The sequence below is a fragment of the Kitasatospora sp. NPDC092286 genome, assembly GCF_044755565.1.
GTDB lineage: Bacteria > Actinomycetota > Actinomycetes > Streptomycetales > Streptomycetaceae > Kitasatospora.
The window spans coordinates 27,814-43,902 of sequence record NZ_JBIVRD010000014.1 but is presented as its reverse complement, the minus strand read 5'-3'; the positions used below and the strand labels follow the sequence as shown (position 1 = coordinate 43,902).

Annotated in this window: 19 protein-coding genes; 4 read left to right on the top strand and 15 right to left on the bottom strand. The window is 67.4% G+C overall.

Annotated features, from left to right (window positions below):
• Positions 1-94: 94 nt before the first annotated feature.
• Positions 95-553, bottom strand: coding sequence for a hypothetical protein (locus ACIQIB_RS16565; protein ID WP_363615007.1), 459 nt, complete (start codon positions 551-553; stop codon positions 95-97).
• 133 nt (positions 554-686) lie between these two features.
• Here ACIQIB_RS16565 and ACIQIB_RS16560 point away from each other — a divergent pair, with 133 nt between their 5' ends.
• Positions 687-1,139, top strand: a complete 453-nt coding sequence (locus ACIQIB_RS16560) for a hypothetical protein (RefSeq protein WP_400656543.1) — start codon at positions 687-689, stop codon at positions 1,137-1,139.
• A 158-nt stretch (positions 1,140-1,297) separates the two neighbouring features.
• On the opposite strand, the gene ACIQIB_RS16555 is transcribed toward ACIQIB_RS16560, so the two are convergent.
• Together ACIQIB_RS16555 and ACIQIB_RS16550 are read right to left on the bottom strand one after the other, a co-directional pair.
• Entirely contained in the window at positions 1,298-2,188 is an 891-nt protein-coding gene (locus ACIQIB_RS16555; RefSeq protein ID WP_400656546.1) for an aminoglycoside phosphotransferase family protein, read from the bottom strand.
• 287 nt (positions 2,189-2,475) lie between these two features.
• Positions 2,476-2,700 carry a hypothetical protein gene (locus ACIQIB_RS16550; protein WP_400758590.1) on the bottom strand — a complete coding sequence of 75 codons (225 nt, stop codon included), beginning with the start codon at positions 2,698-2,700 and terminating at the stop codon, positions 2,476-2,478.
• A 637-nt stretch (positions 2,701-3,337) separates the two neighbouring features.
• On the opposite strand from ACIQIB_RS16550, the gene ACIQIB_RS16545 reads away from it, so the two are divergent.
• Complete coding sequence (locus ACIQIB_RS16545) at positions 3,338-3,613, top strand: GntR family transcriptional regulator (protein WP_400758588.1); 276 nt, start codon at positions 3,338-3,340, stop codon at positions 3,611-3,613.
• Between the two features lie 45 nt (positions 3,614-3,658).
• Here ACIQIB_RS16545 and ACIQIB_RS16540 read toward each other — a convergent pair whose 3' ends face one another.
• The 4 genes from ACIQIB_RS16540 to ACIQIB_RS16525 form a co-directional block, all read right to left on the bottom strand.
• Positions 3,659-3,910: a hypothetical protein gene (locus ACIQIB_RS16540; RefSeq protein ID WP_400758586.1), complete on the bottom strand. Its 252-nt coding sequence runs from the start codon at positions 3,908-3,910 to the stop codon at positions 3,659-3,661.
• Positions 3,911-4,158: 248 nt separating this feature from the next.
• On the bottom strand, positions 4,159-4,380 hold the full coding sequence (locus ACIQIB_RS16535) for a hypothetical protein (protein ID WP_400758584.1): 222 nt from the start codon (positions 4,378-4,380) through the stop codon (positions 4,159-4,161).
• Between the two features lie 675 nt (positions 4,381-5,055).
• The gene (locus tag ACIQIB_RS16530) at positions 5,056-5,646 is read right to left on the bottom strand and encodes a DUF6082 family protein (RefSeq protein WP_400758581.1); all 591 of its coding nucleotides are present in this window, start codon (positions 5,644-5,646) and stop codon (positions 5,056-5,058) included.
• A 292-nt stretch (positions 5,647-5,938) separates the two neighbouring features.
• Entirely contained in the window at positions 5,939-6,070 is a 132-nt protein-coding gene (locus ACIQIB_RS16525; RefSeq protein ID WP_400758579.1) for a hypothetical protein, read from the bottom strand.
• Between the two features lie 539 nt (positions 6,071-6,609).
• Between ACIQIB_RS16525 and ACIQIB_RS16520 the strand changes: the two genes are divergently transcribed.
• Together ACIQIB_RS16520 and ACIQIB_RS16515 are read left to right on the top strand one after the other, a co-directional pair.
• Positions 6,610-7,434: a helix-turn-helix domain-containing protein gene (locus ACIQIB_RS16520; protein WP_400758577.1), complete on the top strand. Its 825-nt coding sequence runs from the start codon at positions 6,610-6,612 to the stop codon at positions 7,432-7,434.
• Positions 7,431-7,652 (top strand): DUF397 domain-containing protein, encoded by a 222-nt coding sequence (locus tag ACIQIB_RS16515; RefSeq protein WP_400758575.1) that lies wholly within the window; start codon positions 7,431-7,433, stop codon positions 7,650-7,652. The genes ACIQIB_RS16520 and ACIQIB_RS16515 overlap by 4 nt, the downstream gene beginning before the upstream one ends.
• Positions 7,653-7,715: 63 nt before the next feature.
• Here ACIQIB_RS16515 and ACIQIB_RS16510 read toward each other — a convergent pair whose 3' ends face one another.
• The 8 genes from ACIQIB_RS16510 to ACIQIB_RS16475 form a co-directional block, all read right to left on the bottom strand.
• Positions 7,716-8,000, bottom strand: coding sequence for a hypothetical protein (locus ACIQIB_RS16510; RefSeq protein WP_400758573.1), 285 nt, complete (start codon positions 7,998-8,000; stop codon positions 7,716-7,718).
• A 916-nt stretch (positions 8,001-8,916) separates the two neighbouring features.
• A complete protein-coding gene (locus ACIQIB_RS16505) occupies positions 8,917-9,717 on the bottom strand; it encodes a sigma-70 family RNA polymerase sigma factor (RefSeq protein WP_400758571.1) in 801 nt (266 codons plus the stop codon).
• A gap of 475 nt (positions 9,718-10,192) precedes the next feature.
• The gene (locus tag ACIQIB_RS16500) at positions 10,193-12,040 is read right to left on the bottom strand and encodes a DNA polymerase (protein WP_400758570.1); all 1,848 of its coding nucleotides are present in this window, start codon (positions 12,038-12,040) and stop codon (positions 10,193-10,195) included.
• A 45-nt stretch (positions 12,041-12,085) separates the two neighbouring features.
• A complete protein-coding gene (locus ACIQIB_RS16495; protein WP_400758569.1) occupies positions 12,086-12,847 on the bottom strand; it encodes a phage/plasmid primase, P4 family in 762 nt (253 codons plus the stop codon).
• 34 nt (positions 12,848-12,881) lie between these two features.
• On the bottom strand, positions 12,882-14,345 hold the full coding sequence (locus ACIQIB_RS16490) for a toprim domain-containing protein (RefSeq protein WP_400758568.1): 1,464 nt from the start codon (positions 14,343-14,345) through the stop codon (positions 12,882-12,884).
• Positions 14,346-14,502: 157 nt separating this feature from the next.
• Positions 14,503-15,018 carry a hypothetical protein gene (locus tag ACIQIB_RS16485; protein WP_400758566.1) on the bottom strand — a complete coding sequence of 172 codons (516 nt, stop codon included), beginning with the start codon at positions 15,016-15,018 and terminating at the stop codon, positions 14,503-14,505.
• A complete protein-coding gene (locus tag ACIQIB_RS16480) occupies positions 15,011-15,133 on the bottom strand; it encodes a hypothetical protein (protein ID WP_400758564.1) in 123 nt (40 codons plus the stop codon). The genes ACIQIB_RS16485 and ACIQIB_RS16480 overlap by 8 nt, the downstream gene beginning before the upstream one ends.
• A gap of 64 nt (positions 15,134-15,197) precedes the next feature.
• Complete coding sequence (locus ACIQIB_RS16475) at positions 15,198-15,497, bottom strand: hypothetical protein (RefSeq protein ID WP_400758562.1); 300 nt, start codon at positions 15,495-15,497, stop codon at positions 15,198-15,200.
• Positions 15,498-16,089 lie beyond the last annotated feature (592 nt).

Genomic DNA, 16,089 nt, shown 5'->3' with positions numbered 1-16,089 from the left:
CGGCAGCGGGGGCCGGGGGGAAGGAGCGTGTCGTCGGGCTACCGCCGGATGGAGGGACACCACGCCGCGGCTCCGGCCGCCCCGCCCCCTGCCGCTACTCCGCCGCCGTGGTCAGCGTCAGGGCCGCCTCCCGCACCTCGGGGTGGGGGTGGCGGCGGAGGACGCGGAGGAGGGTGCGCCACTCCGGCAGCCGGAGCGAGGACTTCAGCGCATGGCCGCGGACGGCACCATCGGGGTCCGCGAGCCGCGCCTCCAGGAAGGGGACGTTCCCTCCGATGGCCGCGGCGAAGGCGGCGAGCCTGCGTCCGTACAGTCCGCGGGTCTCCAACTCGCCGAGCAGCGGCCGGAGTCGGCCCATGTCACCGTCATTCCGGGCCAGGCCCTGCACCCACGTGGCGAGCGCGCGCATCCGGGCGGGGTGGGCGAGCGGGTCGAGGGCGGTGAAGAGGTGGTCGACGGCTTCACGGGGGTCTTGGGACTCGACGGGCCGGCAGTCAGCCGGGTCGGCGGGCTCACCGGCCGATGAGATCCGGACGACGGAGACCGGGAGCATTCCCCCTGCGAGCCGCTTCGGCCTTGTCCGGGTGCGGATGGCACGCCAGTCGATCCTCACCCGCCCCCCAAGGTGCCGGCCGGTGTGCCGCTACGAACCGTGACCCGCCCGCCGCCGGGCCGTTAGGCAGGTCATGAACGTTCGACGTCTGATCAGTGTCCTCGGTGCCCTCGTCGCCTCCGCCCTGCTGTCGGCGGCCGTACCGGCGTCGTCCCACGCCGCCGCGGCCGGGCCGGTTTCGCCGGCCACCCCCGCCGTCGCCGGCACCGGGAAGGCCGTGGCGGCGCCCGGTGCGCGTGCACTGGCGGAGCACCGAAACCCCAAGACGATCAAGCCGGCCGCCTACAACCAGGCCCGGAGCATCCTGGCCAACGCCGGAAGCCAGACGGCGGCCAAGTCGCACCCCGTCCACGGGAAGGACGACGTGCCGGTGAGCTACGGGACCAGCCTGCTCGCCGCGGCGCGCGACGAGTTCCGGCAGACCGACCGGAACCTTCCCGCGAAGGACAAGAAGTCCGACATGTCGATCCCGCACTACAACGCGATCCACTCCGCGGCGAACACGATGGGCATCGACCGCTGGTGACCCGGCGGGCGTGACCACGTGAAGCGGTGCGTGGGGCCGCTGCCCCACGCACGACTTCACCAACTCCGTGATTCCCGGGCCGGCCCGTCCCGCACCGGTGTCACCGGCGTCACCGGCCGGGAACTGTCGGAGCGCCCTGCCCAGTTGTGACACAGCCCTCAGCCGGCTGCGAGAACCCGGGCGAGCGCCGCCCGGCCGGCGCGCCCCCACGTCGGCTGGCCGCCCGGGAGCCCGCGCTCCCAGGCTCGGCCGATGCCGATGAGGGAGACGGCGCGCAGGACGGCCCACCCCCGTGCGCGCCGGATCATCGTCTCGTCCACGTCGGCGTACGCGTCGAAGAACCGTGGAGCCGCGCCTGCGGGAAGGAGCAACCAAGCGGCCGCGAGATCCGTGGCCGGATCGCCGACGCAGAGGTCACCGAAGTCGATCACACCGGAGAGCGTCCCGTCCGAGATGACGACGTTCGCGGGGTGCAGGTCTCCGTGGAGCCACACCGGCCGGTCTTCCCACGCGGGCGCCGAGACGGCCTCGTCCCAGACCTCCCGGACGTCAGTGGCGACGTCACTGGAGGCAATGACGTGGACTTTCTCGTCGAATTCGCGCGTGCGCGTCCTGAGCGGGACGCCGCGGGTCGAACCGGCCGGCGCCCCGGCGGGCGCATTCCGGTGGAGCGCCCTGAGGAAACGCGCCAACGTGGCGGCTGCATGGTCGTCGCGGGTGATCGGGGCGCGGTCGCCCGGTTCGCCGGGGACCCAGGTCGCGATGGTCCACGGCCTCGGGAAGCGCGAGGACGGTTCACCGGTCCGTACCGGGGTCGGCACCGGGAGCGGAAGGCGCGGGGCCAGGACGGGCAGCCACCGCCACTCCTTGCGCAGGAGATCGGGGGCGCGTGGCGTGCGCGGCATACGTACAGCCAACTCTCCACCGATGCGCCACAGTTGGTTGTCCCATCCGGCGGCCACCGGCCGGAGGTCCAGCCCGGCGAGATCCGGATGCTGCTCACGCAGCAGGGAGCGCACCAACGCCTCGTCGATCTCGAAGTTGCCCATGAACGGAGCCCCCACTCCCTGCGGTGCCGGTACCGGCCATCACGATCTCACCGCGCCGCCCGGTTGCGGGACGGCTTTCGGCTCGACCTTTCGACACAGGCCGGCCCCCTACCTCGGCCGAGCCGTACGGAACGACGAAAGGGCTCGCCCTGGCGGGGCCTTCACGCCGGGGCCGCGGCGACGCAGAACTCGTTGCCCTCCGGGTCTCCGGAGAGGTGTGATTAGGGGTTCTACGGCAGGGCCGCGAGAGCCCCGCCCGGGTTGGTCCCGGACGGGGCGAGGGGGTTCTACTTCGCGGTGCGGTGGTGCGGGACGGCCCAGCAGTCACGCGACCAGAACCGAGTAAGGCCATCGGTCCACGGTCGGCAGTCGTTCGGCGTACGGGGGGCGTGGCGGACCGCGTAGCGGGCTCCGGCGAGAATCTGCCACCCGTCGCGCTCGCACCGCAGCAGCCCCCGCGTGTTGCCCCGTCGGGTGCCGTCCGGGAGGGCCTTGACGAATGCCTTGGCCATCACGCCACCGCCCCAGTGAGAACCCGGTGGGCACCCGCGTAGGTGTATCCCGGATCCGGCTGTCCTGCCGATGCCGCTTCGAGTGCGCGTCGCCGTGCCGCTTGCTGTCGGTCTTCCTCTCGGGCCACCCAGAGCGGGACCACCCGGATCGTGGCAGGGCAGGGAAGCTCCGGACGGGGGTCTTCTGGGGTCGCCACGGGGGCTTCCACCGCCTCAGGGGCGTATGGGCGAACCGGGACGTGTTCTTCGGCGTCCAGGGGCTTCATGCGCTCGATCACGTGCGTCGGGAGCGACAGGAACGATCCGCTGTTGAGCACTGGGAGTTCAATGGTCTTGGGCGTTGGCATGCCTGCCCGGTGGCGTCCCGTGGGGACATCCGGTGTGCTGCTGATGACCAGCGCCAGGGCGGACGCGACGACTAGGCAGACGGCCCATACGCAGAGCCAGACCAGGAATGTAGGGTTGGACATGTCGGCAGCTCCTTAATAGCTGTGCGGACGTGCCCCGGTGACTGTTTGCGCAGTCCCGGGGCGTTTCAGTTGCGACGATAGCCCTTTACGTCAAGCAACGTAAAGGGACGTAAAGGCTCCGCCCCCCTTGCGTGCGCCAGGACGCCCCGCTTCGGTACCGTCTGACCATGGAATTTGGCCCAGACGACCAGGTCGACCGCGAGGCACCGGAACCGCCGTTTCAGCAGCTCGCAGGCATTCTGCGTGCCCGAATCCAGCGCGGAGACTGGGCACCGAGACGGGCGATCCCCTCGGAGTCGGCCCTATGTAAGTTGTACGGGCTGTCTCGGCCGACCGTGCGTCGATCGATTGCCGTGCTGGTAGCAGAGGGGCGGTTGCACGTGGTCCACCCGAGGGGCACGTTCGTTACCGAGCGCGGCGGCCAGGCCGACGGAGACGAGTAGGCCCCGTCCTACTGGAGTCCACCAGTGGGACGGGGCCGGGGAGTATCAGCCCAAATCGCTGGGAGTTGCCGACCAGTGCAGTACGAACATCTGCTCCCCCGGATCCCGGTCGGCCGAGGCGCAGACCTCGGCCTTTGCGTACTCGAAGAGATGGCCGACGGTGCCTCCCGCGTCGTCCGTACTCAGCGTGCCGGTGTACGTGGCAATGACGCTGCGTACCGCCATCACGTCGCCCCTGTCGGTGGGCTCCGCCGGCGGGTCCCACCGAACCGTCAGTACTACAAAGTAGCTAGCCATGGACCGACCCTAGCGAGACCGACCCTAGCGACGCGCCTAGCCTCGTAAGGTCTGGTCACCGGAAGTGGAAACACCAAACGGCCCCGCCCAGCTGGTGCGGCCAGCAGGACGGGGCTCAAGGGGGCGCGATAGGCAATAGGTCGTGATCAGAGCCAACGCGCCCCCTGCCCGAGGGTACTGTGCCGCCCGAACGGCCTCGGGCACGGAACAGCCCAGGCGAACCCGGACGGGGCTTGTTGCGCTGTACCTCAGTGACCCGACTTGGGCCGCTTCTTCTTCTCGCCGTTGCCGAGAGGCAGCCATCCCCGACCCTTGCAGTCACGGCATGTCTCCGGGATGTACCCGGTTCCGGTCCGGCCGTCCCGGAGCCCCATGCGTGCCACGGTGCGCACACCGTTGCTGCAGTTGGGGCACGGAACCTTGAACGCGACGAACGGCGGCTTCTCGGTGCTCTCAGCGTCTTCGCTCATGCGGCAAGTATGGGCTAGTACTGCTTCCGTCCGGAGCCCCCACAGCCCGAGCACGTGACCACGACGGTCTCCGACACGGAACTCTGCGAACCGTCCGGGTTGACGACGACGGAAACCTTCTGCTCCTGACGCTGTCCGGCCCCCGAGCAACTGGGGCAGATCATTTCGGGCATCTTGAACCTCCTGACGCGGTGCCGGCCCACGGGTCCGTCCCGGGGCCGTTGTGCACTTGCAGGGCCAGCCCCGGTCGTCCGCGTCCGTCCAAGTCGCGTCACCGGGGCTGGGGTCTGTGTGTCTACTCGGCGTCTTCCCGGTAGAGGGTCACCCCGCGGTCAAGCATCCGGGCAAGCTCGACGCTCTCCGCCGGCGGGCGTCCCACGTCAACAACAGGGCAGTCCCACACGCGATCAGGTGAGCCGGGCTCACGCAGGTAGGCGATGCCCCTCACCACGTTGTGCACGATGCCATGCCGCTGCCCGCCGGCTCGGGTATCGGTTGCTATCGAGCCCACCGATGGGCCGTAGAAGTGAGTACCCGTGTGCTGTGGCGCTACCTCCGCAGTTCTGGCGCGCCACCGTCGCTGCTCCCGCTCTGCGCGCCCGACTCCCCTGTCCCAGTTTTCTGCCACGCTGCCCCCCTTCATGAGTTCGAGTCCTCTGCGCCCCGCTGGCTTGTCTAGGGGGCCAACTCACGCTCGCTGTCGCCCTGGTGCTCCGCCTCGGCCGCCACGGTGTCGTTCTGGTGCTCGTCGTCGGCGAGCTGAGTGCGGCGCTGCTCATCCTCCGCGTCGGCCTCCCGTGCAGCGTCCACAAGTGCCGCCGCCAGCCGCTCGTGCCGGTGCACGGCCGCGTCGAACGACTCCTTCAGGAGCTGCGTGAACCGCCGAGCGGTGCGGTCGCTGGTGGTGGCCTCATACAGGCGGAACTCGCCAGACCGCTGCCAGTAGTCGCGGGCCGCCGGGTGCTCCGCGAGGTTCCAAATGTTGATCTTCAGCTCTTCATGGGTGAGCCGCCCCACGCGGAACTTGGCTTCCAGCAGGGCCAGTTGCCGGTTCACATGGATCTCGCGAACGCGCTGATCCTCGGGTACGCCCTCGTACGGCGCGTAGAAACCGGTCAGTGCCGGGTCCGCCGCCATGTCCGACAGCATGGCCTGGTGCATGGCCGCCGTCTTCAGAGCGATCATCTCGCGGTGCTGCCAGTAGGCAAGGGCGGCGCGCCCGGCGCCGACTCCGGCAAGAAACAGAACGGCGTTCGAAGTCTTCACAGCGGCGGGTCCTTACGGGTGTAGGTGTACGGTCCCGCCCGTCACGGGCGGCGCACCCATGGGACGGACGGGACCGGCCCGCGCTGCTGGTAGTGGGCCCAGGCAGCACGGGGCTCACGGGGACCGACCCCGGAGCTACCCAGCGCCGTGCCTTCCCTGACGACGGCGCTGGGGTGGGTTCCCGCCCCCTGCAAGGGAGAGAGAAATTGCATGCAGGGGACGGGAGTTGGGCCCGTCCCGACCGCGCTGGTATGCCAGGCAGGGCGGCCAGGACGGGTGTCTAATGCGGCCTTCAGCAGGCCGGCGGCAGGGGGTCGGCCTCGGGCCGCTCCGGGGCCGGCGGGGGCGCCGGGGGGTCGTCGGGGTCTTCGAGCCAGTGCGCGAGTTCGCCGTCACCGAACGCCCCGCCACTGATCCACGACATGGTCACTCCTTCGGGAGCCCGAGGCGGCGCCGGTCAAGCTCCGCTCGAAGCGCCAGACGTTCGGCCCGTTCGTCACGGATGATCTCGCGGCGTTGGGCGCTGAACATGGTTACGGGCCAAGTGAATTGGAGGTGCATACCCCAAGCCTGCTGAACGGTGAGCACCGGGTGAACGATCTGGTGGCCGAGCCTTCGAACCCAGGGCCGAGCGGTCTTCACGCCGCCACCGACACGTTCCGGCGGATGCGCTTCCGGCCGACGACCTGAACGGGGGCGTCCCCTGGGTGGCAAATCTGGTGACCCGGCGGGGTCACGTAGCCGAACCGACCACACCCGCAAGTCCATTCGGGGGTTCCGTCCCGAGTCGGTCCGGTCATGGTGATCGGGATACCGCACGGGCATTTGAGGGAATCAGGACACATGGGGGGACCTATCCTCTGTGATACGAGGGCATCACTGTCTGCGCACCAATGGTTACGCATCCGCCGCCTCGGCGGGTAGTCTCCCAACTCCCGCACTAGGCGATGGGGGAAAGGGCATATGCCAAAGATCAATGAGTTGACGCCAGAGCGATCAACACGGCACCTTTTCGGGCAAGAGATGCGCGAGCGTCGCGAGCTGGCCGGCTGGTCCCAGGAGCGATTGGGCCAGGAAACCGGATGGACCGACAGTCACATCTCCCGCATCGAGAACGCGGTGAGCATGCCGCCCCCGGAGCTTCCCGGAACGCTCGACAGGTTGTTCAGTACGGATGTCTTCACGAAGCTCTACAGAGTTGCCAGGACCGAGCAGCACCCGGACAAGTACCGGCGACGGATGGAACTGGAAGCCCGGGCCGTTCGCATCGCGGAGTACGCCGCACATGTGGTGCCTGGCTTGGTACAGACGCGCGACTATGCTCGCACCCTCCTACGGGAAGGCGCACCAACAGCTTCGGCGGACGAACTTGCAGCTCTGGTCGCTGCACGGCTGAGTCGGCAAGACCTGCTGCGGTCGGCCACACCCCCGTATCTGTCCATGATTCTGGACGAGTCGGTTGCGCGGCGGCCCATCGGCAACCCCGCAATCATGCGAGAGCAGCTCTCCGCGCTGCTGCGAGCAGCGGACTCGCCGTACTGCGCCTTGCAGTTGCTCCCCTTCAGTCACGGCGCACACCCGCTACTCGGAGGAAGCCTAAGTGTCTTCACATTCGCCGACGGGGGCGGCGCGGCCTACGAAGAGAGCATTAGCACAGGCACCCTCCTAGAAGGGCGGGAGGACGTGATAAAGCGTCAGCGAAGCTACGATGAGCTGAGGGGCCACGCCCTTTCCCCACGTCGGTCCGCAGCTCTCATCAGAGAGGTAATGGAGGCACTGCCCGCATGAGCACCGTTCCCGCACCTGCACTGACACGCGCCCAATGGCGAAAAAGCAGTCACAGCAACACCGATGGCGGGGGATGCGTGGAGATCGCCGAGCAGTATCCCGGCCGAGTGCCCGTCCGTGACTCCAAGGACCCTGAGGGGCCTGCCCTGGTGTTCCCGGCCGATGCGTTCGCATCGTTCATCGCCGCCGTCCAGGCAGGCGAGTTCGGCACTATCTGACGTTGTGCCCCGGCCCCGCTACCTCCCCCCCAGAGGAAGCGGGGCCTTCGCGCGTCCTGGTGCCTACGCTGCGAGGGCGACCAGCTCGGGCAGTAGAGTCCGGCGGCGTCCACGCACCGTAGTGAACACCAGCTCCGCGGGGTAGGGCTTCGTGGGAGTCCGGTCAACCAGGTACAGGCCCCACGCGGGCCCGTCGACTCCCCGACCGGACAGGCGGCGGACCGCAATGCCGTACCGCTCGGTCACGCTGTAGCCGGCCAGGGCCGCGCCGAGCCGGAACGCCGTCGACCAGGCATCGTCTTCACAGTCCCGGGACAACAGGAACGCGCGCCGCGTCTTCGTGGTCACGCTGCCACCACCAGCACGGGGGCGGCCGGGCGGTGCTGCCCGGAATCACAGACGGTCCACGGGTCGCAGTGTGCCCGCCACAACCCCGAGTCGGGGTCATACTGCCACTCGGTCAGGCCGACCATTCCGCGGCTGGTCGTCTCCCGTGCGACCAGCCGGAACGCCCGGTACCGCACTACAGCGGCGAGTACTCGCGCCACCACTCCCCCTTGTGTCTCCAGAATCGGCGGCAGGTCGCCGCACTCCCTCACCCGGGCGTCTGCGAGTAGATCGCCCGCACCTGTGCACACCTCCCACGCGCCGCCCCCCATGCAGTTACGGGGAGCTACGTAGATCGTCGTGGATACCTGCCATTCCGTACGGTGCGTAACCATGCGATCACCTTAGAACATCTGTTCGGGCAGGGGAAGGGGTTACTCCGATTGTGTTTTCGACGTGAACACATCCGCATGCACACCCCCACCCCCCTTGCCCTGTATGACGTTGACCAGCGGCTCAGGTTGCGCCCGATGCAAAGATTTCGCCAACGGATTTTTTGTGCGTGCACTTACGCGGACATGCAAAAAGGGCCCCCGCCGAAGCGAGGGCCCATGTAACGCACAGTCAGTTCAAAGTCAAACATCCGGGCGGCGAGTCGCTATTAGTGACTATCCGTCAGGCACATCCGATCGCCCCGCCTACGGCCTGTTGCTGCTTCTCCCCTTCGCTGCGCCCCGACTCCGCGGGAAGTTCTGAAGTGGCGGCGCACTGATCCGCCGACCGGTGATCGAGCGGGGCCCGGAGAGAAGTAGGGCAGTTGAGCCGGCTGCGTGGGTGACGGTCGCCACGGTGCGCCCCTCGGCGTCGCGTAGGTGCAGATCGACCGTCGGGCCACACCGGGTGATTTCCAACGTCCCACCGTCGGCAGTTTCGATGGTCAGCACTCGCGGGCCCCCTCGGTGTAGACCTCGGCGAACCGCAGCCCGCCCCTGTATCGGGCCATCTGTACTTGGGCCGGGGTCGCGCCGAGTTCGTCGGCTAGCTCGGAGTCGTCCACCGCCACGCGGTACAGCGCCATGGGTGCGATCCCGAACCCGGCCTTGAGAACGGTCCGTTGGCGATCGGACAGCCGACCGAGGGCAAGGTGAACCCGCTCGCGGACAACCTTCCGGCGGTGCGCTGCTACGTCGCGCGCCTCGACCAGGTCTGCGGGCATCTCGATATCGCGGGCGACCACGTCCCCGAGGCTGACCGATTCGCCGGTGATATCAACATTAAACGGCCGGTCCAGCGAATCCATACCCGCCCAGGACAGGCGAGCAGCGAAAGCGAGTTCGGGGGAAAGACGATCCTTGCCCATTGCCTCGGACGTGGCAATCTGCTCGGCCTCGTACGGGTCGCCGGCTGCCTGCGCCAAGGCCTCGCCGAAGACCTTCGCGGCATGCGGGCTTACTCCGCGCATCATTTCTTCGCGGCGGGCATCCACCATGGCGCCGAAGATCGAGCGGCCGATGAACGTCACGAATTCGGCCAGGGTCTCACCCTCGAACCGCTTGATTCCCTCCCAGACTGCCATCCGTCCGGCTTGTGCGTAGTCGTCCACGGACGCCACGTCGCTACCCGCAACCCGTCGGGCTCGACTCATCACCAGGTCTTCGGTTGCGGCGACCACGGCGGCGACCGCGGATATGTCGTTGTTCTTCGCGGCGGCAAGGGTCTCGGCAGACAGCTCGATCATTGGGGGCTCCGGTTCCTCGGGTTGGCTCCCCCTTGGAAGAGGGGGACGATATCCCGGGCCGGGGCTGAAAAAGGGCAGACCTCACCCCTTGTCGGCTTTGGATTGCTTTGGAAACGGGCATAGAAATGCCCCGTCCCGGGTTAGCAGGACGGGGCGTTTGCATTCACTCGGTCGCTGCGATGCATTCGAACTTAGGTTTCGAATTCCGCACGGCCAATGCACATAAAGCGGGGCAAGCTACTCACATACCGGGACAGAACCTCGGGATTGTCACCATGAGCGTTATCTTTCGTGACTCTCGGCCAACTCGTTATCTGAAATCTCACGGCGTGTGACGATTGGGCAGCCCAGAGCCCCGAAACGGCCACCGAAGTAAGCAGACCGTTATCAAACAGGGCACAACCTTTGATTCTCTCGGGTGTCAGGTTGGGGCTTGCGAAGCCTCGGCGAGTGTGCATTGAATTCGCTTGACAGATCAGTAATCGGAGCCGTAAAGCGACCCCCACGACCGCCCGCCTATCTCCGCCTCGCCCTCGATCGGCACGCCGAACAGGGGCCACGTCATGCACCGCTCGATCTCTCGGGCTACCTCCTGTGCCTCGCCGGCCGGAGCCGACAAGAGGCATTCATCATGGATAGGAAGGCGCAACATATCGAGCAATCCGGCTTCCTCGATATTGATTAGGCTCTGCCCAAGAACGTCCCTCGCCGCGCTTTGACACATGTAGTTTGTTACGGCGTACGTACGGTCCCGGTCGAGCGGCAGCCGGCGACCCGTGACCGAGATAGACACCATTCCGGTCTCGAAAGCCTCACGCTGCCACCTGCGGGCCGCGCGCTTAATCTCGGGGTACAGGCGGTCATACGCCCGGATAGCGCGCTGCACGTCCTCCACAGGCACGCCAGACTGACGCGCAATCGTCGCCGCGCCGCCCCCGTAGACCTTTCCTAGTCCGGTGCTCTTGCTTAGCTTGCGCTGCTTCGGAGTGAAGCCCTCGCCGAAAAGGATTGACGCTGTGAAGTCGTGTAGGTCTCGGCCGTCCCTAATCGCTTCTTTCATCCTGCGCACGTCCGCCAGGGCGGCGAGTACGCGGAGTTCAACGGCCTTGAAGTCACAGGAGATGACTACGTGCCCTTCGTCCGCCAGCAGCGCACGCCGGATCATCTGGTCCGAACTCGGGAGCGTCTGGAGAGCGGGCCGCGTGATGCTCATTCGGCCGGTTCGGGCTTGCAGGGAGTTGATGAACGGGTGGACGCGCCCGAGCTGGTCGACGGTCTCAAGGAACGTCGACGTATACGCCGAGCGCCACTTGCCCGCCCGCTTGGACTTGAGCACCGCGGCGGCGAGCGGGTTCGGGGTCCTGGTGCCCAGCGGCTCGCCCTGCAACGAGAGATCGGCAAGCGCGTGCAACACGCTCTTGTCGACCCGGAGTTGCCCGGAGTCGGTCCGCTCGGTCAGCAGCTCGCCCATGCCGACCAGGGCGGCCGACAGTTGCGCGGTCGAGTTCACGTTGTCGACGCCGTACCGCCGAGCTGCCGCCGCGAAGTGCTGTGCATCCTCGCCGAGTTGGGCATCAAGGGCCGTGGTGTACTCGGTGTCCAGCACCAGCCCGGTTCGCTGCATCACGGCGCAGATACGGGCTATCTCGTGCTCGTAGGGCACCAGAGCCGGCCGGACTTCGAGCCGAGCATGTTCGCGCCGTAGGACGGGCTCTAGACGGGCCGTCAGGATCACGTCTAGTCCGGCGTACAGGAGGTACGTCGGGTCTTCGAGCGGAATCCCGGCCCACCCGGTCTCTTTGGTCAAACCGTGCGAGCGGAAAACCGCTGTAAGCCCTGCCTGAGTGTCCGGCGCCGAGGGGTCGACCCAATATGCCGAAAGGGGTTTCAGGCCAACGCCTATGCCGCCTTCCTGGGGCTGCCTCGGGTCGATAAGCGCGGCAAGTAGCCGGGTGTCCGTGGTGTTCGGCGCGAGTTCTTCGAGCGGGATTCCCGCGTGCCGATCCAAGACCAGCCAGTCGAACGGGGCGTTATGGATCAGCATTTCCGGGATTCGCCGCAGAGCATCCCGGGCGTAGGACTCGAAGTACCCGCCTCGCTCCCACAGGATCACCCAAGCGTCGCGGGCGTCGCCGAATTGCACGGTGCGAATCCGGTAGCCGGGCGAGAAGATGTTGAGTCCGGTCGTCTCGGTGTCCACCGCGATAGGGCCTGCGTGCCGGACCCGGTAAAGCCACTCCCAGAACTCGCGCAGGTCTTCTGTCGTCTCTGGCACCCGGACCGTTACCGGTTCGCCGGCTACCTCATGCCGAAAGGTCTTCATAACCGCCGAAAGCGGGCCGCCCGCCCGCAGGCAGACGACCCGGATTCAGTCGGCGAAAATGCCTGGCCCCTTCGCGTCGGGGCTCTGGTCGGCGAGGCGGAGCCCGACCAACGCAATGCCCTTCTTAGTCTTCTTTCGGCTCACCCCTCGTTCCTCTAGCGCGTCATAGAACGCCCTTCTGGTCCACCGTTCCCGAGCGGGCAGGTTCTCGGCCTCGCACCATTCGAGATAGGTCGTGAATGCCTCGCTGCCGTTAACCTGGTGGGAGTCGTCGGCGGTCTCCAGAATGCCCGGCAGGAAGCCCGCGAGGCTGTCAGACGTCTCGCGGTACTCCCGGCTTGCACCCGTGATGACCTGCGGGTCTTGCAGGCCCTCGCGGTACCACTCGCGCGCTCCGCGAACGGCCCACACTGCAATCCCCTCGCGTTCGCCGGCGAGCTTTCGGGGAAGGTCGTAATCCCGCTCGCCCGGGGCGAAGTACCTGACGAAAGGAACCATCCGAACTCGCCGCCAAAGGCCCTCATCCTGCGACTTGAATTTGGGCCGGTGGTTGGTCGCCAACAGCAGCAGGAAGGCGGGCCGGAACTCAAAGAACTCGCGGTGCAGGAAGCGCGCCTGTATCAGGTCGCCACCGGTCGAGCGCTTAATGATCGCTTCACTCATCGGCTTGCCTGCCTCGCCCTCGGATGCCATGACCAGGCGTGCCGCCCTTAGCGCTGCCAGGTCGTTGGGGATACCCCCTCCCTTCCGTTCCTCGAAAGTGGAAAACGCCGTGGTCTTAGTGATGGCGCGGAATACCTCGGTCAAGCCGTCAAGGAACACCGACTTACCGTTTGCACCCTTACCCCACCACCATGAAAATCTGTTCCCGGGTGTGCCCGGTGATCCCGTATCCGATCACGCGGCGAAGGTACGTGGGCATGTCCGGAGAGTCCGGGAACACCTCGGCGAGGAACCTTTCCCAGCGAGGGCACTCGGCCTCGGGGACGTAGTCGATATCCAGGCAGTAGGTCAGTAGGTCGGCCTGGTCGTGTGGTCGGAGTTCACCGGTACGAAGCTCCACCACTCCGTTTCGGAACGCGAGCAGATCGGGCCGCGAGTCGAATTCATCGGCGCTCGCGTAGATGCCCGGGATGGACTTTAGCTCGGTCATCAGGGCGTCAATGCGCGAAGTCATGGTGAAGCCCTTCGCCGACTTTTGATCGCCCGAGAGAACCAGGGCGGCGCCCATGCGGTGGATTTCCTGGCGGACCCGAACGTCACTGCGGAGCCACACCCGCCCGTCCCACGTGAGAAAGCCGATTCCGGGCGCGTACCGGATGCGCCCCTTCGACCAGGCAGCGAGGGCCGCAGCATTCATCGCGTCGGACTCGCCGTACTCGGCGACCAGCTCGGCGAGGATGCTCACGGCGTCGGCTTCGTCCCGCTCGGTCAGACCACCAGCCGGAGCCAACTCGGCGACCGCGGAGCGGAGTTCGGCGGGCTCGACCCGAGGCAGGGCCCGAGCAGTGGCGACCGCGCGGTGAAGCTCGGCGGCGAACCCGGGCGGGTCCGACTCGCGCCACTCGGTCAAGTCGCCTACGCCTTGCGGGATTTCGAGCACCAGGACCGTGACCCCGTGTGCCGAGAGACCGTCCGACAGACGCCGGATGTTGCCCTCGCCGGCCTGGTCCTGGTCGCCGCAGAGGATCACCAGCGAACCGCGCAGGCCCTCGGCAAGCTCGGCGACCAGCTCGGGACTGTGGGACAGCGAGGCGCCCCGGATTGCTACCGAGTCGTACCCGACCGCGCAGGCCGTGAGAGCGTCGCTCGGCCCCTCGCAGAGCAGCCACGTGCCGTACCCGCCCTGCCCGCGCATCACGCCGTACGGGGTCCACCTGTGGCCCCTCGGGTTCTTCAACGACACCCACCGGGCGGGGCAGTCGCCGGACAGGTCCCGGCCCTGTAGTCCTCGGGGTCTGCCGTCCCAATCGAGCAGCGGCACCACCAGCCGGGGATACGCCCGGTACCCGCGGGAGAGGTACGGGAAGGTACCACCCTGGTGACCGTCGTCGGCACCGAGCTGGAGATCCGCGGCCGTCTCCGGGTCGATTCCGAAGCGGGCCCGGAGGTACCCGAGGGCGACCCGGCCCGCGTGCGCGTCGTCGGCCTGGTCAACCAGGGCGGCGCGGGTCCGGTCGACGTACGCGGCGAGGGCGGCGACGTGCTGCACGACGACCAGCTCGGGGCGCACACTGGTGACCGTGGCGCCGGGGCCGGTCGAGTCGAACAGGTCCGACCAGGAGAGGCGGACGGAGCGGATCACGTCTTCGGTGTCGCAGCCGGCGCGGCACGTGATGCGGATCTTCCCGTTGTCGCCCCGCCAGATTCGCAGGCTCGGCCGAGAGTCGGAGTGTGCGGGACACACAGCGGTGTACCCGCCGTCCTGGTGCTCTGAGACCCCGGCGAACCGGCCGAGCAGATCAGTGAACAGCACGATGCGCCCCCCGAATGTCGCTCAGCAGATAGGCGAAATCCGCGAGGCTGATAGTCACGTACCACCGAGCGGTGTCGATTCCGCGCGCGGTGTACTCGGCGCCGTACAGGCACACGGCGTCATCGACGGGCATGCCGAGGGAATCCCGGATCGCCGTCCACGTGCTCACGGAGAAGTGAACGCGAGCCGTCCCCGTGCCGGAGTTCCGGCGCTTGTGCACCACGGCGGAGAGGGGGAATCCGGCGTTGTCCGCCTCGGTAAGCCCCTGCCGAATCCACGTCGGGACCGCCGAGGACTTCACATCCTTACATTCGATAATGAACGGGGCCGCGTGGATATCGCCTACGTCCCGGGCGCCTTCCTGTGCGGCTCGGCGGATGTTCTCGCCGTTCATCGGGTCGAGAAGCTTGCCCGCGGGGTCGACCAGGCCGAGGGAGCGGTTAAGGAAGTCCCGAACGGCGCTCTCCCACGCGGTCCCGCGCGCCTTGTTTGGGTTACTCATCGTCGCCACCGATTCCCCAGATGACGATTACGGCCAGCGCCAGGGCACAGAAGATGACTCCGGCCAGGGCGGCGACCAGGAAGAAGCCGAAAGGCTCCGTTGTGATCACAATCATGGAATCCCCCTAAAATGCAAAAAGGGGCCGAGGGCGCGTTGCCCCCGACCCCTTCCGTGTCGTGTCAGTCGTTGTCTTCGTCGTCCGCGTACAGGTCCGCCACGTCCGGCAGGACAAGCCGCACATGCTCGCTGGAAATCCACTCTCGGCGAAGGCTCTTACGACGAGTGAAACCGCTCTCGGTGCCGGTCGGCTTGACCAGCAGCATGGGCCGCAGACGGCCGTCAACAAGCTTCGTGGTGACCTTCTCCACCACGGCGTCAGCGAGCCTCACACGGTTACCCTGGCGGGCGCCGTACACCACCAGGTCGCCCCGGTGCAGTTCCTCGCCGGCGTAGTCGACAATAATTCCGCGCTTACCCATGGTCTTCGTCCCCCTGGTAATCAAGTAGATATGTGAATGCCTCGTAAGCCTGTTGCGGCTGCACGGCGTTGCCCACGGCCTTGAGTTGCTGGCCACGGGTGAGCCCGGGAACTCCGGTGACCCACCCCGGGACAAAGCCCATGAGCCATTCGGCGAATGCAGCGGTCACCCGGATGCCGCCTCGCGGGCCCTTTTCGGTAGGCGCGGGGGCAGGGTGGCCGAACAGGTTTTCCCACCGCCGGATCACGGGGTGGTATGCGCCCCACCATGCGGCAGGTGAATTACGAGTGTCCGAAGGTTCATCCCGCCGGTTCTCTTCGGGGAGTTCCCCGGTCCGCCCGTCCCGTCTGAGGCGGTCGGAGTAGGGCAGTAGAAAGCAAACTTCGTCAGCGAGCGTGGCTCCGTGGGGCTGAGTGCGAGAAGCGGCAGACCGGCGGGCGCCGCCCCCGCCCCGCCGCCCGGGGCGGGGCCGGGTCCCCTCCTGCCCTGGCCCCCGGCGGCTGCGGGTTGCGGGGCCCCCGGGGGGGGGCCCCCCCCCCCCTCCGCGTTCCCGCGACACCGGGTGATAATCGGACCTGTGACCCAGGACCCC

Bases quoted from the DNA above. Each gene is read 5' to 3' on its own strand.
- ACIQIB_RS16505 (WP_400758571.1), bottom strand. From the start codon at position 9,717: ATGATCGAGCTGTCTGCCGAGACCCTTGCCGCCGCGAAGAACAACGAC.
- ACIQIB_RS16525 (WP_400758579.1), bottom strand. From the start codon at position 6,070: ATGTCGTGGATCAGTGGCGGGGCGTTCGGTGACGGCGAACTCGCGCAC.
- ACIQIB_RS16545 (WP_400758588.1), top strand. From the start codon at position 3,338: ATGGAATTTGGCCCAGACGACCAGGTCGACCGCGAGGCACCGGAACCG.
- ACIQIB_RS16480 (WP_400758564.1), bottom strand. From the start codon at position 15,133: ATGATTGTGATCACAACGGAGCCTTTCGGCTTCTTCCTGGTCGCCGCC.
- ACIQIB_RS16520 (WP_400758577.1), top strand. From the start codon at position 6,610: ATGCCAAAGATCAATGAGTTGACGCCAGAGCGATCAACACGGCACCTT.
- ACIQIB_RS16475 (WP_400758562.1), bottom strand. From the start codon at position 15,497: ATGGGTAAGCGCGGAATTATTGTCGACTACGCCGGCGAGGAACTGCAC.
- ACIQIB_RS16560 (WP_400656543.1), top strand. From the start codon at position 687: ATGAACGTTCGACGTCTGATCAGTGTCCTCGGTGCCCTCGTCGCCTCC.
- ACIQIB_RS16500 (WP_400758570.1), bottom strand. From the start codon at position 12,040: ATGAAGACCTTTCGGCATGAGGTAGCCGGCGAACCGGTAACGGTCCGG.
- ACIQIB_RS16485 (WP_400758566.1), bottom strand. From the start codon at position 15,018: ATGAGTAACCCAAACAAGGCGCGCGGGACCGCGTGGGAGAGCGCCGTT.
- ACIQIB_RS16535 (WP_400758584.1), bottom strand. From the start codon at position 4,380: ATGAGCGAAGACGCTGAGAGCACCGAGAAGCCGCCGTTCGTCGCGTTC.
- ACIQIB_RS16565 (WP_363615007.1), bottom strand. From the start codon at position 553: ATGCTCCCGGTCTCCGTCGTCCGGATCTCATCGGCCGGTGAGCCCGCC.
- ACIQIB_RS16515 (WP_400758575.1), top strand. From the start codon at position 7,431: ATGAGCACCGTTCCCGCACCTGCACTGACACGCGCCCAATGGCGAAAA.
- ACIQIB_RS16540 (WP_400758586.1), bottom strand. From the start codon at position 3,910: ATGGCTAGCTACTTTGTAGTACTGACGGTTCGGTGGGACCCGCCGGCG.
- ACIQIB_RS16550 (WP_400758590.1), bottom strand. From the start codon at position 2,700: ATGGCCAAGGCATTCGTCAAGGCCCTCCCGGACGGCACCCGACGGGGC.
- ACIQIB_RS16555 (WP_400656546.1), bottom strand. From the start codon at position 2,188: ATGGGCAACTTCGAGATCGACGAGGCGTTGGTGCGCTCCCTGCTGCGT.